We start from the raw sequence: 15,006 nt of genomic DNA on the forward strand, positions 1-15,006 counted from the left end.
GTTTGTCCGTACAGCTTGCGAATGTCGATCACGTCCGGGCCAACGGTGCCCGTATAAATCGGCAGCTCAACGCTGGGGGAACCATCGGAGAACGACAACGTGGCTTTCACATTTGAAGGTTTCATATCTATCGCTTTCGAAGCGAAGGAAATAAATCAAAAACGAGTGATGTTCTGAGAGAATCGCCAAGCTGGCACCGGCCCTCCCGTAGAAGAAGACTTTTGTCAATGAGCCACTCCAACCGCGTAGAGCTCATAAGCACGACAAAGAATACTCCCGAGAATGACGGCAACTCGTGCGGAACTTCGGGCCCCTATAAGTTGGAGAAATTCTATGTGCCTCATCCCGCCGGGACAAGCGGCCAAGTGGCTTCTCGTCGGGGGGGACCGGGGGGCGGCGGGGACATCAGCGCTAGCTGGCCGTGTATCCACCGTCTAGGGCGAGATCGCAGCAGGGACACTGACTCCCTCAGAAACGAGGTACCGTCAAGGTTTGAGACCCTGCACATCACCGCTGGGGACGCAATTGATCAGCGCGGCGCCTGCCTTGCTTGGGATCAACTCACCGTGGAATCTCATCTCTGCTGGCAGGAAATAGAACGGACCCCTTTGACGCAGACCTCCATGACTGGTGCTGGAAAAATCGATGGGGCATGACCAATGAGCCACCGTGCAGAACAATCAGCGTTTCGACGCGCAAGCCTGCACTGGGTCCACGGGCCTGCGAGTAGTACGGAAGGAAAGATTGAAAAATCGCCCAAACGTCTCCAACGCTTCACCGTGCCAGGGGCTCACATAGCCAATGACATTGCGCCGGTGCTCTCATTTGTACCGAACGGCCTGGTTGGACTCTTCCCAAGCCATGGTGCCACGCGAGTAAGCAGACGAGCAGATCGACCACTCCTGACAAGGGCCTTTCCATATCGCGGGGCGGGTTATCCCTGCCCCCCTGAAGAAGGCGCCATCGCCCCCCGCCGGAGTGGCTAAGTCGCATGGCATGTTCTCGTAATCTCCTCGCAGAAGTTCATACACATAAGAGGAGACACTCATGCATTCAACCTCACCGGAACGCCGCTACACCTTCCGCTCGATAATTTTAGGGGCCACTACTGCGGCAGCCGCGTTTCTAGCGGGTGGCGTCGCGCAAGCTCAGGAGACGTTCAAAATCGGCATCGTGACCTATCTCTCGGGACAGGCGGCCGAAAGTTTCGGCATTCCAGCGGCAAATGGTGCCAAAGTCCTCGTGGAAGCATTCAATCGCGGCGCCGCGCCATCCCCATACAACAAACCCGGCTTCGGCGGCCTGAAGATCGAAGCGGTCTATGTTGACGAGGCCGGAGGCGCAACCAAGCAGGTTCAGGAGCTTCGCGCGCTGTACGACCGCGAGAAGGTCGACGCCGTCGTCGGCTACATCGGCTCGGGCGACTGCCTGGCGGTGGCGCCGGTGGCCGAAGAGCTCAAGCGCTTCCTGATCCTGCACGACTGCGGTACGCCGCGCATCTTTGAGGACAACAAGCTCTCCTACGTCTTCCGGACAGCGTCTCACGCGACCATGGACAACGTGGCTCTCGCCCGTTATCTGAAGGCCCGCAGCGTCAAGGTTGATTCGCTCAACCTGATAAATCAGGACTACGCATGGGGACATGACTCGAAGGCGGACTTCGTCTCTGCCATGGCCAAGTTCTATCCGGCCGCGAAGGTGGGCCAGAACCTGCTGCCCAAGTTCGGCGCGGGGCAATATGGCACTGAGATCTCAGCCCTCATGTCCAAGCCGGCCGACGTGACTCAAACGAGCCTTTGGGGTGGTGATCTGCAGGCGCTGATTCTGCAGTCCGCTCCCCGTGGCCTGTTCAAGCGGACGCAGCTGGTGATCTCGGCGGGCGACCATGTGCTGCCGGTGCTCGGCGAACGGATGCCCGACGGCGTAATCCTCGGCGCGCGGGGCGCCTACGGACAACTCGCCCCGAAATCGCCCCTCAATGACTGGTGGAACGATGTCTATTCGAAGACTTTCAACAGCCCGCCGCTGCACGCACCCTATCGGATGGCGCAGGCCTTGTTGGGGCTCAAGCTCGCGGTGGAGAAGGCTATGGCCGGCAATGGCGGAAAGAAGCCGTCTCCCGAGCAGCTTGCCGCGGCACTGCGGGGCAGCGAGTGGGACTCTCCGGGCGGGCGCATCCGCATGGCGGTTGCCCAAGGTCAGCAAGGCATCCAGGACACGGCAATTGCGCGTACCCGCTATGACGCCACACGCAAGATGGTCGTGCTCGAAGATGTTGTGCGCTTCCCCGCGGAGTGCGTGAATCCGCCTAGCGGTACCACCGCCGAAGAATGGATCAAGGCCGGCTTTCCCGGCGCAAAGGGCTGCCCCTGAGCCCACGCGCCCGACCTCGCGTGTGCGAGTTTCGGGCTCTGCTTTTTTGTCGCCAAGGAGTCCGCACATGGACAATCTACTGACCCTGCTTATTGACGGTCTGAACTACGCGTCCTGGCTGTTCATCGTTGCCCTCGGTCTCACGCTGGTGTTCGGTGTCTTGAAGATCCTCAACATCGCCCACGGCAGTTTCTACGCTCTCGGTGCCTATGCCGCCGCAAGCTTCGTCGGGTGGGCAGCAAGCATGAAGTTCGCACCATGGATGTCACTCGTCGCAATGCTACTGGCGGCCGTCGCGGTCGCGGTGGCGATCGCCCCGGTCATCGAACGAGGCCTACTTCGCTTCTTTTATGGAAGGGACGAGGTGTTGCTCGTGCTGGTGACCTATGCCTTGTTTCTCGTCATGGAGGACCTCACGAAGCTGATCTGGGGCGCGAATCCCTACTTTGTGTCTGAGCCCTACGCCCTCTTCGGCAGCGTCGATTTAGGGCAGATGTCCTATGTCGGCTACGACTTCGCGCTGGTGGGCTTAGCGGTGGTTTCGGGGCTGGCAACGTGGTGGGCCTTGAATCGCACTCGCCAGGGCAAGATCGTCCTAGCTGTAATCCACAGCGCGGAGATGGCCTCCAGCATGGGAGTCAATGTCTCCCGTGTCTACACGCTAGCCTTCGGCGCCGGCGTGTTTCTGGCGGCCGTCGCAGGCGCCTTCACCGCTCCGATGATCTCGGTGCAGCCCGGTGTTTCGGTCGGAGTCGTGGTCCTGTCGTTCGCGGTCGTGATCATCGGGGGCCTGGGCAGCATCGAAGGCGCGGCCATCGGGGCGCTTCTCGTTGGCCTCGCCCGGTCTGTCGCGGTGCACGTGGCGCCCTCGGCCGAGCTCTTCGTCATCTACGCGGTCATGGCTGTCGTGCTGGTGTTTCGGCCGGAAGGTCTGTTCCAGCGCATTCAAGCACGCAAGATTTAACGCGACTACAAATGAATACCACAATCAACGCCAACGCCTCCCGGCAAGCGCCAGCTCTTCTATCACCCCGCGTGCTAGCGTATGCGGTCGGGACATTCGCTTTGCTCGCCGTAGCCGGCTTCCACGCGCCCACTTGGCTCACCTATTTGATAACCATGGCGGCCGGCAATGCCCTCGTCTCGATCGGCATCGTGGGCCTAATGCGCGGTGGCGTCGTTTCATTTGGACAGGGCATGTTCTTTGCCGCGGGAGGCTATGGAGCAGCGTTGCTGTTCACCCACTTCGGGTGGACGGACGCACTGGTGCTATCTATCGCAGGAGGTGGCGTGGCTTTGCTGCTGGCCTTGCCTTTCGCACCACTGCTTGCGCGCTACCGCGGTATCTTCTTCGCAACGCTAACGCTGGCGCTATCGATGGTCACCTACGGCGTGTTGATGAAGGTGCCAGAGCTCGGCGGGTCCGACGGCTTCTCCGTCGGCAGACCCACCCTGCTGGGAGAGCGTCTCGACGGCGCCTCAGGCTCCTACAGACTCTACCTCCTCACGATCGCATTCGCGTTGGGAATGGGGCTGTTAGCCAGGGTCAATTTCGATTCGCCAAACGGACTGGTGACGCTCGCAGCCCGAGACAATGAGCTGCGAGTCGAGTACCTCGGCACCTCCGTGCGACGACTCATGGGTGTCAACTTCCTGCTCGCCGCGTTCTGCGGCGGTGTCGGAGGAGCGTTGGTCGTAATCTCACTCGGCCACGTTGAGCCCGGCTTCAGCTACTGGACCACCTCGGGCGAGTTCGTCTTTGTCGCCATCCTGGCCGGATATCGAAGCGTTCCAGCGGTGTTCGTGGCCAGCGTCATGCTCGAGATCGTTCGCTCATTCTCGAGCGCCTACTTTCCGAACACCTGGCAACTCGCGCTCGGCCTGTTTCTGCTGTTGATCATCCGATTCCTGCCGCGTGGCATCGGCTCGCTCTGGAACAGGGAGGAATGCAAATGAAAACCATTCTTGAAGCTAACGGTGTCGCCAAGCGGTTCGGTGCCGTCGTTGCGGCCTCAGACATCAACGTGAAGGTCGGTCCCGGCGAGCGTGTCGGTCTCATTGGCAGCAACGGCGCAGGCAAGACGACCTTTGTCAACATGATTACCGGGTATCTCAAGCCCGACGAAGGGCAGATCAAGCTGGCCGGGACTGACATCACGCGGATGAACCCCCGTGCCATCAGCGCGCTCGGTGTTGCGCGGTCATTCCAGATTCCGCAGTTGTTTGGCGACCTATCCGTCATCGACAACATGCTGGTGGCACTGGCCTGCCATGCCAGCCGCTCCGGCTTCTTGCGGCCCGCCCGGGATCCGTTGGCAGTCGATCGGGCGGAGGAACTGCTACAGCGCTTTCGCCTTCATCACCATCGCGACCGACGTGTCGGCGAGTTGCCAGGAGGTGTACGCAAACTGCTGGACATTGCTATGGCACTGACAGCGCGGCCCAAGCTGCTGCTGCTCGACGAGCCGACCAGTGCGGTCGCGGCCGACGAGAAGTTTCAGATGATGGAAACCATAATGTCTGCGCTGAAAGAAGATCCGGACACTCCTGTCCTCTTCGTCGAGCATGACATGGAGATCATCGAACGGCACGCGACACGCGTCATCGCGTTCTACAGCGGCCGAGTCATCGCCGACGACGCGCCGCAGGCCGCCTTGGCCCAGGATGATGTGCGCCGGTATGTCACCGGCGAACTTGCAATGGAGTGATCAGGATGCTCAGCATTGAAGGAATCCACGTGTCGATTCAGTCCACCGCGGTACTACGGGGACTTTCCCTAACGATTCCCGATCGAACAATGGTGGGGCTGGTGGGACGCAACGGTGCCGGCAAAACCACCTTGATGCGGTCCCTGATGGGGCATTTGCGACTGTCGCAAGGGCGCATGCTGTTTAACGGTTGTGACCTTTCGACCTTGGCTTCGCACGAGCGCGCCGGACTGGGGATCGGATACATGCCGGAGGACCGTGGTCTGGTACCTGAGTTGACCGTCGAAGAAAACATCCTGCTGCCCGTGTGGGCAAGTCGAACGCTGTCGGCTGGCGAACGGCTTGCATTCGTCTATGACATCCTCCCCGAGATGAAGGAAATGCGCCACCGGCGGGCTTTGCTGCTGTCGGGGGGGCAGCAGAAGCTCGTCGCGCTGGGTCGTGCACTCGCTGTGGGCACGCGACTCCTCCTTCTTGACGAGCCGTTTGAAGGCGTGGCGCCCGCGCTCAGCAAGCGTCTGGCCGAAGTGATCCTCAAGCTTAAGGCGAGCGATCTGTCGATATTCATCTCCCAGAGTGACTTGAATCATTCCCGGCGTATCGTCGATTTGGAGTACACCATTGAGCGCGGTGCCAATAGTGGCGGCGTCCAGTAAGGCCACCTACATAGGCGAAATCATCATAATTCACTACCGTCCGGGATCGGACTTCCGGCTCTAAGTCAAGGGGTGCCGATTGTGAAGGCTATCTCGCCGAGACGTTCGATGCCTGCGGTAACGGCGTCGCCAACCTGCAACGCGCCGACGCCGGCTGGCGTGCCGGTGAAAATCAGGTCTCCCGGCTCCAGTACCACCGCCTCGGAGAGATAGGCGATGACATCGCCCACCGGCCAGATCAGATCGGCCAGATCGCCTTGCTGGCGCGTTTCGCCATTGACCTTGAGCCATATCTCGCCCTGCGAAAGATGGCCAGTCTCTGCAACCGGTTGCAGCGGCCCGCAGGGCCCCGAAGCATCGAACGCCTTCGACCAGTCCCACGGGCGGCTCATTCTCTTTGCTACGTCCTGCAGGTCGCGGCGCGTCAAGTCCACGCCAACGCCATAGCCCCACACCAGGTCCAGCGCGCGGGCTGAACTCACGTTGGCGCCTGCCTTGCCGATCGCGACCACGAGTTCGATCTCGTGGTGCAGGTTGCCGGTCAACGGCGGATAGGGCACGCTGCCTTCGGCCGGCACGATGGCGTCAGCCGGCTTGGTGAAGAAGAACGGCGGCTCGCGCTCAGGGTCCTTGCCCATCTCGCGCGCATGCGCGGCATAGTTGCGGCCAACGCAGAACACGCGGCGGATCGGGAAGCGGGCCTGGCCGCCCGAGACGGCCACGCTGGCCTGCTGGGGGGGACGGATTACGAAATCGGTCATGTCTAACTCAGCCTGTGAGTGGATGGGGAGTGGTGGGAAGCTTCGCTCAGCTCATGATGCCGATATGCCACGGCACGAACTCGTTGTCGCCCAGGCCAAGCTGCTCACTCTTCGAGGCTTGTCCCGATGCCGTGCGCAGCATCAGATGGAAGATCTCCTCACCCACCTGGCCGATAGTCTTCTCGCCGTCGAGGATGGTGCCGCAGTTCAGATCCATGTCCTCCTCCAGCCGGCGATACATCGCGGTATTGGTGGCGAGCTTCAGGCTGGGCACCGGCTTGGCGCCAAACATCGAGCCGCGGCCCGTGGTGAAGGCGATGAGGTTCGCGCCGCCGGCGATCTGGCCCGTGGCTGACACCGGGTCATAGCCCGGCGTATCCATGAAGACCAGGCCGTGCCGGGTCACCGGTTCCGCGTAGCGGTACACCTCCATCAGCGGGCCGGTACCGCCTTTCATCGATGAGCCGAGAGATTTCTCGAAGATGTTGGCAAGTCCGCCCATCTGGTTGCCCGGGCTCACCTGGCCGTTGATCTGCACGTCGCGCCCCACCGAATACTCTTCCTTCCACCAGCGAATGCGTTCCACCAGCCTCTCGCCTACCTCGCGGCTGGCGGCGCGCCGGGTCAGCGTGTGTTCCACGCCATAGATCTCGGGCGTCTCCGACAGGATTGCGGTGCCGCCGTGGCGCACCAGCAGGTCCACCGCCGCGCCCAGCGCGGGATTCGCGGTGATCGAAGAAAACCCGTCGGAGCCGCCGCACTGGAGGCCCACCGTCAGGTGACTGGCGGGCACCGGGCGTCGTTCGACCTGATTAACAAACGGCAGCAGTTCCTCGATCGCGGCAATGCCGGCCGCGATCGTCTTGCGTGTGCCGCCTGTGTCCTGCATGACAAAGCTGCGCAGCAACGGGCCATCTTCCAGCGACTGCGTCTCCATCAGTCCCTTGAGCTGGTTGCGCTCGCAGCCCAGTCCCACGACCAACGCGGCGCCCAGGTTGGCGTGGCGCGCATAGCCGGCCATGGTCCGACGCAGCAGGTCCATCGGCTCGCCCGACATTTCCATGCCGCAGCCGAGCGAATGGCTGAACGCCACCACGCCATCCACGTTCGGGTAGGCCGCCAGCCGCTCGGGCGTGAACCAGTCGGCAATCTTGCGCACCACGGTGGCCGAACAGTTCACCGTGGACAGGATGCCGACGTAGTTGCGCGTCGCCACGCGTCCATCGGCGCGCACGATGCCCTGGAACATCGCCTGCTGGCTGGCATCGACCGGCACCACGGGGACGTAGTCGCGGCCATGGCCATAGTCGCGCTCGAACTCACGGAAGCTGATGTTGTGCGAATGCACGTAGCTGCCAGGCGCTATATCCGTGGCGGCAAAGCCGATGCAGACGTTGTACTTCATGATCGGCTCGCCCGCCCGGATCAAGCGCGCGGCTATCTTGTGACCGGCGGGAACCTGGCCCCGGATGCTCCAGCTTTCGCCGGGCACGGCCGCGCCCAGGCTGACGTTAGTGCGCGCGACCAGCACGTTGTCCGCGGGGTGCAGACGAATACAGGGTCCGATAAGGCTCTTGCTTGTGGTTTCCATTCTGTGGTTCCTGAGCGATGTTGTCTCGGCGGCCTGAATGACTGGGCTGGGACACGGCCTGTTTACTCGGCCTGGATATTGGCGGCCTTGACCACGCCGGCCCACTTCGGCACTTCCGCCGTCATGAACTTGCCGAACTGCGCGGGGGTGGTGCCAAGAATCGACAGCCCCTGCTCCGCAAACTTGGCGCGAAGCTCGGGCTGCTTCAACGCGACGGTGGCTTCGTCGCTGAGCTTCTGCACCACCGCCGACGGCGTATTGGCCGGGGCGAACAGCCCGTACCATGTCAAGACCTCGAAGTTCCTGAGGCCCGCTTCGGATACCGTGGGCACGTTCGGCAAGCCCGGGGCACGGCTCAGGCTCGACACCGCAATCGCCTTGAGCTTGCCCGACTTGATGAATGGCGCCACCACCGGCACGTTGGCGAACATCACCGGCACAGTGCCGGCGATCACATCGGTCAGCGCGGCTGACTCTCCCTTGTACGGCACGTGCGTCAGCTTGATGCCGCTCATCGTGTTGAACAGCTCGCCGGCGATATGCTGCGGACCACCTGGGCCCGACGACGCATAGCTGGCCAGCTTGCCGGCGCGGACCAGTTCGATCACTTCCCGGACCGAGCCGGCCGGCACGGACGGATGGACCACCATCACCAGCGGCATCGAAACCAGTTGCGTGACCGGCTTGAAATCCTTGATCGGGTCGAACGGCAGCCGCGCATACATGCTGGGCGCGATCACCATGGTCGACTGCGACGCCAACATCAGCGAGTATCCGTCGGCGCTGGACTGCGATACGTTGGTGGCCGCGATGGTGCCCGTTGCGCCGGGTCGGTTCTCAACGATCACCGGCTGGCCCATCTGCTTCGAAAGCTGTGCTCCGATCTGCCTGGCGACGATATCGGCGCCGCCGCCCGGCGCAAAGCCCACCACGATGCGAATAGTCTTGCTTGGGTAGGCATCGTTGGCCAAACTCATCGTTGCGGACAGCATCGCCACGGGGGCCAGCAGTGCAGCGCAGAGCATGCGTCGGCGGGACGCCACTACGGTTCGGTGTTTCATGGGGAGTCTCCAGTTTGTGCTTTTTTGTGGTGATGCCGATCTGGCTGACGACGCAGGCGGCGCAGTGCCGCGCCATGCTATGCCGCCAGCAGATGCGCGTCTGGCATGACGAAGCCGAGTCCGTCGAGCGCCTGCATCAGCGCAACGCGCTGCGGCTGTGCCAGTTCAGTCAGCGGCGGACGTACGTTGCGCCACGCATGATCGGCGCTTTGCACGGCGATCGCTTCCTTCATCGCTGCAATCAGTGGGAACTGCTGGAATGCCGCGCGCGTGCGGTTCAGGCCAGCCTGCCTCGCCTCGGCGTCGGCGTCCTGCCAGTGCCGGTACAACGCAACGATCGGAGCGGGATTGACGTTACCCGTGGCGGTGATGCAGCCGGCGCCGCCGGCGCGCATCGTTTCCAGCAGAATCGCCTCGGTGCCGGCGAATACATCGAAGCCTCTCGCCCCAAAGCGATCAACCAGCGCCTGTACGTGATCCAGGTCGCCGGAACTGTCCTTGATGCCGGCCACCACGCCGGGGTAGGCGGTGAGCAGGCGGTCGATCAGCGCATGGCTCAGGGGCACCTGGCTCACCGCGGGGATGTGGTAGAGGTAGATGCGCAGCTGCGCATCGCCGACGCCCTCGATCACCTGCGCAAACGCGCGGAACAGGCCGTCGTCGGAGACGCCCTTGTAGTAGAACGGGGGCAGCATCAGGACCCCAGCGCATCCTGCCGCCACCGCATGGCGGGTCAGGTCAATGGCGTCGGGCAGTGCGCAAGCGCCCGTGCCCGGCATCAACCGGCTGGGGGGAATACCCGCGTCCAGCAGCGCATCAAGCATCCACTTTTTCTCGTCCACCGACAGGGAATTCGCTTCCGAGTTGGTGCCGAACACGGCTAGGCCCACGTCCTGCGCCACCAGCCAGCGGCAATGGCGGATCAAACGGTCGGTGTCTGGCGCGTAGTCAGCACCAAAGGGCGTCACGACCGGCGAGAAAACACCGGCGGGGCGAGAAGAATCTGTCATTGCGGTCTCCTGTGGATGTCGTGGCTCGCGACGTAGCCGTCGAGGCGTTGAGACAGATTCTAGGAACTGGCAGAATTTAGAAACAGCAGCAAATGGCTAGTTCAAACCATAAAATTTTTATTGTTTGCCGCCGCTGCCAGCCAATTGGAGGAGCCCGCGTGGACACGCGTTACCTGCAGAGTTTTGTCGCCGTGGTGGAATACGGCTCATTTGCCGAGGCGGCCAGGCGCCTGGGGTTGACACCGGCGGCAATCGCCGCCCGCGTAAAAGCGCTGGAAGAGCACCTCGATACACCGTTGGTAAAGCGCGCCGGCCGTACCGTGCTCCCCACACAGAGCGGCTTGCGCATTCTGCACAAGGCCACCGCCGTGGTCCGAGACGTGCGTGATCTCAGCGCGGTGGCACATGACGACAGCCTGCTGGGCGAACTGCGGCTGGGGGTGTCGAGTTCTGCACTGACTGGGTTGCTGCCGCCGATCCTGGAGCGGCTCTACGCCGCGCATCCGCGGCTGAAGATCTTCGTCGAACCGGGCACGTCATCGCACCTGTACCGGCGCATCGTGTCCGGCGACCTCGACGCCGGCATCATCGTCGCACCGCAGTTCGCCATTCCCAAGGCATTCGCGTGGCAACTGCTGGCCGAAGAACGCTTTATCGTGCTGGCCCCCAGGGCAATGGCGCATCGTGACGCGCATGACCTGCTGGCCAGCGAGCCCTTCATCCGCTATGACCGCGGCATGTGGGGTGGCATGGTGGCCGATCGCTATCTCCATGAACACAACATCGTGCCGCAGGAACGGCTGGAAATCGACGCGCTGAACGCGATCGCCACGATGGTGGACCGTGGTATCGGCGTCTCGCTGGTACCCGACTGGACTCCGCCCTGGCCTGAAGGACTAAGCGTGGCGCGCATCCCCCTGCCGGGCCGCGCTCCGGTACGGCAAGTCGGGTTCCTGTGGTCATCGCGCGGGCCGCATGCCGCGTTGTCGCGGGCGTTCCTGGCATCGGGCGTAACACACGCCGCCGGGGGTAAGCGCGCATAGGTGCCGCCCAGCCCTGTGCGCATGCCGCGATCATCAACGAATGGTGGGCGCGGGTAGAACCGCCCCCGCCAGCAGCCAAGTAGTTCCGCCCCAAAACTACAGTCCTGCGCAGATCATCCACTACGAGGATGCAGCCGGTCATATCTGGAACGGCAACGGCAACTTTCAAGACCGTGCTCTACTCGGGGTCCATCCAGGCGTCATCAATACTCCAAGGGGGAAATAGCTGCTGGCGTCGATCCGCCAGTGCGCCCGCCTCCTGACCACCATCCCATCGATCGGCGGTGTGATTGCCCGGATTGTCCTGGCCGAAGCTCGCGCTCAGTTAGTCGTTTTCGTGCCGGATAGTCGCACGTAGAAAGTCCTGTGTGCGTAGGAATGCCAGACGTGCTTCTTCCGCGTTATGGTGATCCGTGTCACTGGGGCGGTCAAACACTGCGCCACGCTGATAAGAACAAATCTCGAGCCTGGCTCGCCTGCTGGACTGCCGCCCAGTTGATGCCAAGCCCTCCGATGATCAGCCACGCAAAAACCAATGCAGCGAGGGCTAGTGGGCCCTTCGGAATGGTTGGCCAAGGCGTCTTGTCTTAGTGCATCAATAGGCCACGACAGAGCACCAATACGCCACTGGCGCAGAGGAAAATCAGCAGCACTCGCCGCACAGCATCGGCTGAAATTCTTCTTCGCAGGCGCGATCCAACCGCGAGGCCGACGAGGCTGAATGGCATCGCAAACGCGGCGCTGCGCAGCAGGTCTCCTTGTTGCAGCAGCCCGCTGCTTGCAAACGCTGCCAGGCGCACAAGCGCACTGAAGAGAATGACAGCCGCGATCGTGGAACGAAATGCGTCAATCTGGGGGAGTCGTCGGGACAGGTACATCGTGTAGATGGGCCCGCCCGTTCCGAACAGCGCGCTGAATACGCCGCCTACAACGCCGGCAGGCAACGACCATCCTCTTGCCACTTCTTCTGCCTTTGCCGTGAAGCTCATAAGCGCCCGTCCCGTCATGACAAGTACAAACAGCCCGAGCCCCACCAGGAGCCAACGCGACTCGACCTTCGCCAGCACCGTCGTGCCCAGCGCCACGCCCACTATCATGAAGGGCATCAGGAGCAGCAGTTCCCGACTAGACACCGACTTCCAGTTGCGCATGCCGACCATCGACGTCGTCACGAGATCAAGCAGGAGTAGCATCGGAACGACAAACTGCAGCGGGATGAACTGGACCAGGATCGGCACGGCCACCATCGCCGCGCCGAAGCCAGTGAGTCCGAATACCGTGTAGGCCCCCGCGACGGTCGCCCCCAGCACCGCGTAGTGTTCCGTTCCCATAGATTGCCGGCTCGTGTCGTCGAAATTGCTTTGCAGCGTCTACTGCGACTTGATTCCCGCGTTCTTGCAGAGCGACTAATACGCACTAAAGTTCTCCGACACGTACCTGACCGCCCCTGCGGGTGTCAGCACGCGGGGAATACCACCGTACGTCGCATTGGCGGGAATCCAGCGGGCGTCGATGGACCCAGATATCAGGACGCTTGCCCAATTCTTGAACAGTCGCCGGAGTTCTGCTCTGTGGACTCGACTAGTTGGCGGAAATCTTCCGCTTTGCAACCAGTACCTTCCAGCGGCCCGATTCCTGGGCGATCTCTTCGGGAAGCCGGCCTTTCGGCGTCAAGGTCTTGGTCATACCCTGCGTGGCCAGATAGCGCTGCATGCTCGGCTCAGCAACAGCCTTCTCGAGATCCACGTACATCTTTGCTGTCAGTTCCTTCGGTGTACCGGCCGGTGCCATCAGCGCAAACCAGCCATAGAACGCAAAGCCCTGCAGACCCGCCTCCGCAACAGTGGGCACGTCGGGAAGCAACGAAGATCGTTCCTTGCCCGTCACGGCGAGCGCGCGAAGACGACCGCCCTTGAGCAGTGGGGAGATGGCATTGATGTTGCCCACTGTCATGTCCACCGTTCCCGCCATCAGATCGGAATAAGCAGGCCCTTCGCCCTTATATGGCACGTGCACGACCTCAATGCCGGCGGCTTCGGCAAAGGCCTCGTTGGCGATATGTACTTGGCTGCCGTTACCTGCCGAAGCGAACGTCAATTTTCCTGGATTGGCCTTTGCATAACTGATGAACTCGGCCATCGATTTTGCCGGAACCTTCGTGTTGACCGTCAGCACCATCGGACCACTGGCGATCTTGCTGATCATTTCGAAACTCTCGGCGGAGTAGGGAAGCTTCTGGTAGATAAACGGATTGACCGTGAACATGCTGCCAGATGCGAGCAAAAGCGTGTAGCCGTCCGGTGCGGCCTTGGCGACGACTTCGGCCCCGACGGCGCCACCGGCGCCTGGCCGGTTGTCCACGACAACGGGCTGCTTCCATTGCTTTCCGAGTTCGAGGGCAACCGCACGCGCCAGAAGATCCGTCGCCCCGCCTGAAGCAAACGGAACAACAAGGCGGATCGGCTTGCTTGGCCATTCCCCCGCGTGGGCAGGCGCCATGCCCAGAGGCGCAATTGCGAACGCAAACATTGCCGCTGCGGTCGATCTCCTGTACCTCGGCGCATCTGCATCCCGGCACAACTCCTTAACGATGGCATTCTGGCGTATCAGGCGCAACCACTCTCGTCCCCGCCCAAGCCAATGTCCGATGGCCTTTCCTGTGCCTTGTGAGTTCATCGTTGTCTCCTTTGTGACGTCGTTATGATTCGCCTATCGTGTACGCTTATTCGCTGCCCTCTTTATTAATCTTAATTACATGCGTTGTGGGAAGGAAACGTATTATTTCGCTTATGTTTAACAGCTAAAGTTCTTATCTTATTTATTTCTGCAAAGCGGCCCTATTCTCATCCACAAAACTGGCGATGAAAGAAATTAGACAAAAAAAGCGGTTGTTATTCCATCTAACCCGTGTGATACGGATTCAGAAATTCCGACATCGACGTCGAAACTGGACGTGCCGGATGTGAAACGATGGATAGCGGTCGTGTCAGCCTGGGAAAATCCGTGCGCAACTCGACCAACGTCCCCTTATCCAACATGCATTGCACCAGGATCCTCGAGAGACAACTGATACCAAGGCCGAGTTCGACGGCATACTTGATCGCCTCGGAGCTTCCGAGCACAGTTTTGGGACTGAGCGGCCCCAGGTAAGGATGCAAGGCGCCTCTGACGGCATCCCGGGTCCCGGATCCCTCTTCTCGGAAAAGCCAATTTGCTTCCCGAGCCTGCGCGCCGAAAACAGACTGACCGGATTCCCGTTGCGCCACAGCGAGGCTGTCGTGAGCCGATGCGACGATAATCAGTTCATCGTCGCGCCATTTATGGCTGACCAAGTCCGGTGCAGGGCTCGGCCCCTCAATGATCCAGACATCGACTCGCGCCTCGGAAACCAGCCGAATGACTTCGTGTGAATTCCCGATCTGCGTATCCACGCGGCGTTCAGGATAGCTGGCTTGATAGTTCGCCAGGATCTTCGGGATCAGGTAATTACCAATGGTCGTGCTCGCCGCGACCTTCAAATGACCCGGTGGTTGCCCACCAGAGAACTCTCGTTCAATTGCGCGCGCTTCCCATATAAGCCGCATCGCGCGTTCCTGCAGCGCCCGCCCGGCGTCGTTTAGGATGAGCCGCTTCGAGATGCGGTCGAACAGAGTTACCCCTAGTGTCTGCTCCAACTCATTGACGGCCGAGCTTACCGCTGACTGCGACAGTGCCGCTTCTTCCCCCGCGGCGGAAGTGGACCCCGTCCTCGCCACGGTCGAGAACAGTTCCAACTGCCGGAGGGAGAATCTCACGGTCGCCAT

At 61.5% G+C, this 15,006-nt stretch carries 13 protein-coding genes; 6 read left to right on the top strand and 7 right to left on the bottom strand.

The features are described 5' to 3' along the window. Window positions 1-1,047: 1,047 nt before the first annotated feature. The 5 genes from ACIP1U_RS14720 (at window position 1,048) to ACIP1U_RS14740 (ending at window position 5,737) form a co-directional block, all read left to right on the top strand. Window positions 1,048-2,373 (top strand): ABC transporter substrate-binding protein, encoded by a 1,326-nt coding sequence (locus ACIP1U_RS14720; RefSeq protein WP_400316105.1) that lies wholly within the window; start codon window positions 1,048-1,050, stop codon window positions 2,371-2,373. Between the two features lie 67 nt (window positions 2,374-2,440). After that, entirely contained in the window at window positions 2,441-3,337 is an 897-nt protein-coding gene (locus ACIP1U_RS14725) for a branched-chain amino acid ABC transporter permease (RefSeq protein ID WP_400316107.1), read from the top strand. 11 nt (window positions 3,338-3,348) lie between these two features. Continuing rightward, entirely contained in the window at window positions 3,349-4,329 is a 981-nt protein-coding gene (locus tag ACIP1U_RS14730) for a branched-chain amino acid ABC transporter permease (protein ID WP_400316109.1), read from the top strand. Beyond that, complete coding sequence (locus ACIP1U_RS14735; protein ID WP_400316111.1) at window positions 4,326-5,081, top strand: ABC transporter ATP-binding protein; 756 nt, start codon at window positions 4,326-4,328, stop codon at window positions 5,079-5,081. The genes ACIP1U_RS14730 and ACIP1U_RS14735 overlap by 4 nt, the downstream gene beginning before the upstream one ends. Window positions 5,082-5,086: 5 nt before the next feature. Next, entirely contained in the window at window positions 5,087-5,737 is a 651-nt protein-coding gene (locus tag ACIP1U_RS14740) for an ABC transporter ATP-binding protein (RefSeq protein ID WP_400316113.1), read from the top strand. A gap of 65 nt (window positions 5,738-5,802) precedes the next feature. Here the strand turns inward: ACIP1U_RS14740 and ACIP1U_RS14745 are convergent, their stop codons facing one another. From ACIP1U_RS14745 to ACIP1U_RS14760, 4 genes are all read right to left on the bottom strand, one after another. After that, complete coding sequence (locus ACIP1U_RS14745) at window positions 5,803-6,498, bottom strand: fumarylacetoacetate hydrolase family protein (RefSeq protein WP_400316115.1); 696 nt, start codon at window positions 6,496-6,498, stop codon at window positions 5,803-5,805. A 46-nt stretch (window positions 6,499-6,544) separates the two neighbouring features. Continuing rightward, window positions 6,545-8,089 (bottom strand): UxaA family hydrolase, encoded by a 1,545-nt coding sequence (locus ACIP1U_RS14750; RefSeq protein WP_400316116.1) that lies wholly within the window; start codon window positions 8,087-8,089, stop codon window positions 6,545-6,547. A gap of 62 nt (window positions 8,090-8,151) precedes the next feature. Next, the gene (locus ACIP1U_RS14755; RefSeq protein ID WP_400316118.1) at window positions 8,152-9,150 is read right to left on the bottom strand and encodes a Bug family tripartite tricarboxylate transporter substrate binding protein; all 999 of its coding nucleotides are present in this window, start codon (window positions 9,148-9,150) and stop codon (window positions 8,152-8,154) included. A gap of 77 nt (window positions 9,151-9,227) precedes the next feature. Next, window positions 9,228-10,160 carry a dihydrodipicolinate synthase family protein gene (locus ACIP1U_RS14760; RefSeq protein ID WP_400316120.1) on the bottom strand — a complete coding sequence of 311 codons (933 nt, stop codon included), beginning with the start codon at window positions 10,158-10,160 and terminating at the stop codon, window positions 9,228-9,230. A gap of 158 nt (window positions 10,161-10,318) precedes the next feature. Between ACIP1U_RS14760 and ACIP1U_RS14765 the strand changes: the two genes are divergently transcribed. Beyond that, a complete protein-coding gene (locus ACIP1U_RS14765) occupies window positions 10,319-11,203 on the top strand; it encodes a LysR family transcriptional regulator (RefSeq protein WP_400316122.1) in 885 nt (294 codons plus the stop codon). A gap of 587 nt (window positions 11,204-11,790) precedes the next feature. On the opposite strand, the gene ACIP1U_RS14770 is transcribed toward ACIP1U_RS14765, so the two are convergent. The 3 genes from ACIP1U_RS14770 to ACIP1U_RS14780 all read right to left on the bottom strand — a co-directional run bounded on the left by ACIP1U_RS14770 (window position 11,791) and on the right by ACIP1U_RS14780 (window position 15,006). Continuing rightward, complete coding sequence (locus ACIP1U_RS14770) at window positions 11,791-12,534, bottom strand: sulfite exporter TauE/SafE family protein (RefSeq protein WP_400316124.1); 744 nt, start codon at window positions 12,532-12,534, stop codon at window positions 11,791-11,793. A gap of 250 nt (window positions 12,535-12,784) precedes the next feature. Further along, window positions 12,785-13,879 carry a Bug family tripartite tricarboxylate transporter substrate binding protein gene (locus ACIP1U_RS14775; protein ID WP_400316126.1) on the bottom strand — a complete coding sequence of 365 codons (1,095 nt, stop codon included), beginning with the start codon at window positions 13,877-13,879 and terminating at the stop codon, window positions 12,785-12,787. 224 nt (window positions 13,880-14,103) lie between these two features. Further along, on the bottom strand, window positions 14,104-15,006 hold the full coding sequence (locus ACIP1U_RS14780; RefSeq protein ID WP_400316128.1) for a LysR substrate-binding domain-containing protein: 903 nt from the start codon (window positions 15,004-15,006) through the stop codon (window positions 14,104-14,106).

This window comes from Cupriavidus sp. NPDC089707, assembly GCF_044748965.1.
Taxonomy (GTDB): Bacteria; Pseudomonadota; Gammaproteobacteria; order Burkholderiales; family Burkholderiaceae; genus Cupriavidus.